The following is a 3,212-nucleotide window of genomic DNA, read 5'->3' on the forward strand; positions in this document are numbered from 1 at the left end:
AATCAATTATTAAGAAGCTAATATTTATATACGATGTCATCTAACAAAAAATACTGGAAAAGTGTTGAAGAACTAAACGAAAATAGTTCTATTGTTGAGACGCTTAGAAATAATGAATTTGTGGAAGCGATTCCAACAGATGAATTCCTTGCGGATGATTCATTATCTTCTTCATCAACTACCCGTCGTGATTTCTTAAAATACGTAGGTTTTACAACTGCTGCAGCAACATTGGCAGCTTGTGAAGGACCTGTGCACAAATCAATCCCCTATGTTGTTCAGCCGGATACTATTATTCCGGGTGTTGCCGATTATTATGCAACGACACTTTTTGATGGATTTGATTTTGCGAATTTGTTAATTAAAACGCGTGAGGGACGACCAATTAAAGTAGAAAACAACCGTTTAGCGGGTGCTAAATTTGCTGCAAATGCGCGCGTACACGCTTCGGTTTTATCATTATATGATAGTTTACGTCTTCAAAATCCTAAAATAGGAGGCAAAAATGCTTCATGGGCAGATGTAGATGCGCAAATCAAAAATTCTTTAGCTGAGGCTAAAGCGTCTGGTAAACAAGTTATATTGTTAACGAATACATTGGCAAGTCCTTCAACAGAGCGTTTGATTGCGGATTTTATTGCTAAAAATCCAACGGCAAAACACATTATATATGACGCTGTATCTGAGTCGGCTGCTTTGGATGCTTTCGAAGCTGTTTATGGTGAGCGTGCATTAGCAGATTATGATTTTTCTAAAGCAAATACTATAGTTTCCATAGGTGCTGATTTTCTAGGGGATTGGCAAGGAGGCGGTTATGAAAGCAGTTATGCAAAAGGCCGTGTTCCCCAAAATGGTCAAATGTCAAAACATTTCCAGTTTGAAGCCAATATGACATTGTCCGGTGCAGCAGCAGACAAACGTATTGCAATGACCGTAGCGGATCAAAAGCAAGCGTTAATTAAAATTTATAATAGTATCACAGGCGCAGGTATTGCTACTGCAACTACTGCTGCCGATGCTGACATCAAAAGAGCTGCAGATCAATTAAAACAAGCAGGTTCTAAAGGACTTTTAGTTTGTGGAATACAAGATAAAAACGCACAATTGTTAGTTTTTGCAATCAATCAAATGTTGAAAAGCGAAGCTTTAGCAACTGCGGGAGTTCGTTATATTCGAAAAGGTAATGATGCACAAGTTGCACAATTAATTAAAGACATGACTGCGGGTAATGTTCACACGCTTATTATGAGTGGTGTTAACCCAGTTTATACTTTAGCAAATGGCGCTGCCTTTGCCACAGCATTAGGGAAAGTAAAGTTGTCTGTAAGTTATACGCAACGTGAGGATGAGACTGCTTTAAAAACGAACATTGCTGCTGCTGCTCCTCATTATTTGGAATCATGGAATGATCATGTGTTGACTAAAGGAATGTATTCTTTAACCCAACCAACAATTCGTCCTTTGTTCAACACCAAACAATTTCAAGAATCGTTAATGTCTTGGAATGGAGTTAGTGGTAATTATTATGACTATTTAAGAGCTGGCGCTGCTGGTTTCTTAGGAAATACAAGTTGGAACCAAGCATTGCATGATGGTTTAGCGATTTATAGTGGTGCTGCTTTAGCAGGAGGAACTGCTGATTACACTGCCGCAGCTAATGCTTTGTCTTCTTCTAAATCTAAAGGATTAGAATTAGTACTGTACACCAAAACCGGTATGGGTGATGGTCAACAAGCGAACAACCCTTGGTTACAAGAATTCCCTGATCCAATTACACGGGTATCATGGGATAACTATGTCACCATTTCTCAAGCTGATGCTAAGGAATGGAAACTAGAAAATAATTTGGTTGCAAATGGTGGATTAAATGGAAGTTATGTAACCTTAGCAATTAATGGTGCAGAATTGAAAAATGTACCTGTAATTGTTCAACCAGGACAAGCTAAAGGAACAGTAGGTTTAGCATTAGGTTATGGTAGAAAAGCAGCGCTTAAAGAAGCAATGCAAGTAGGTGTAAATGCCTATACGTTATACAAAGACTTTAATAATGTTCAAACAGTTACTGTAACCCCAGAATCTGGAGAACATGAGTTTGCTTGTGTACAGTCACACAAAACCTTAATGGGCCGAGGTGATATTGTAAAAGAAACTACTTTAGAAATTTTCAATTCAAAAGATGCTGAAATTTGGAATCCTGTTCCAGTAGTATCGTTAGATCACAAAGAAACGGAAGCTACAAAAGTAGACTTATGGGAGTCTTTTGATCGCTCAATCGGACATCATTTCAACTTATCAATAGACTTAAATAGCTGTACAGGTTGTGGGGCTTGTGTGATTGCATGTCATGCTGAAAACAATGTGCCTGTAGTTGGTAAATCAGAAGTAAGAAGAAGCCGTGATATGCACTGGTTGCGTATTGACCGCTACTATTCTTCAGAGGAAACCTTTGAAAAAGATGTTGAGAAAAAAGAAGGATTTGATGGTTTGTTTGGAGATAAAGGTTCTTTAGGAGGTTTTGGCCAAATGGAAAATCCTTCCGATAATCCACAAGTAGTATTCCAACCCATCATGTGTCAACACTGTAATCACGCACCTTGTGAAACAGTTTGTCCGGTAGCTGCAACATCTCACGGTCGTCAAGGTCAGAACCAAATGGCTTACAACCGTTGTGTAGGTACGCGTTATTGTGCAAATAACTGTCCTTATAAAGTACGTCGTTTCAACTGGTTCTTATACAACAATAACAGTGAGTTTGATTTCCATATGAATGATGATTTAGGTCGTATGGTTGTAAATCCTGATGTAAACGTACGTTCACGTGGGGTAATGGAAAAATGTTCGATGTGTATTCAAAAAACACAGTTGACTATTTTAACAGCTAAACGTGAAGGTCGCGTGGTTGATGTTAACGAATTTGAAACCGCATGTTCTGCAGCATGTAGCACAGGATCTATGGTGTTTGGAGATGTTAACAATAAAGAAAGTGATGTAGCTAAATTGGCCGAGAGTAACCGTATGTACCACTTGTTAGAGCATGTGGGAACGAAGCCAAACGTTTTCTATCACGTAAAAGTTAGAAATAACTAATCATTAAAATTAATAAGAAACACTATATAGGATTATGTCGTCTCATTACGAAGCACCCATTAGAAAGCCATTAGTTATAGGTGATAAAACTTATCACGATGTAACTGTTGATGTTGCTGCTCCTG

At 38.3% G+C, this 3,212-nt stretch carries 1 protein-coding gene; it reads left to right on the plus strand.

Annotated elements, in window-relative coordinates; genetic code table 11:
* The first annotated feature begins 33 nt into the window (after positions 1–33).
* A complete protein-coding gene (locus tag Q0039_RS05690; RefSeq protein ID WP_297510428.1) occupies positions 34–3,087 on the plus strand; it encodes a TAT-variant-translocated molybdopterin oxidoreductase in 3,054 nt (1,017 codons plus the stop codon).
* Positions 3,088–3,212: the final 125 nt, after the last annotated feature.

The organism is Flavobacterium sp. (assembly GCF_027484945.1).
GTDB lineage: Bacteria > Bacteroidota > Bacteroidia > Flavobacteriales > Flavobacteriaceae > Flavobacterium.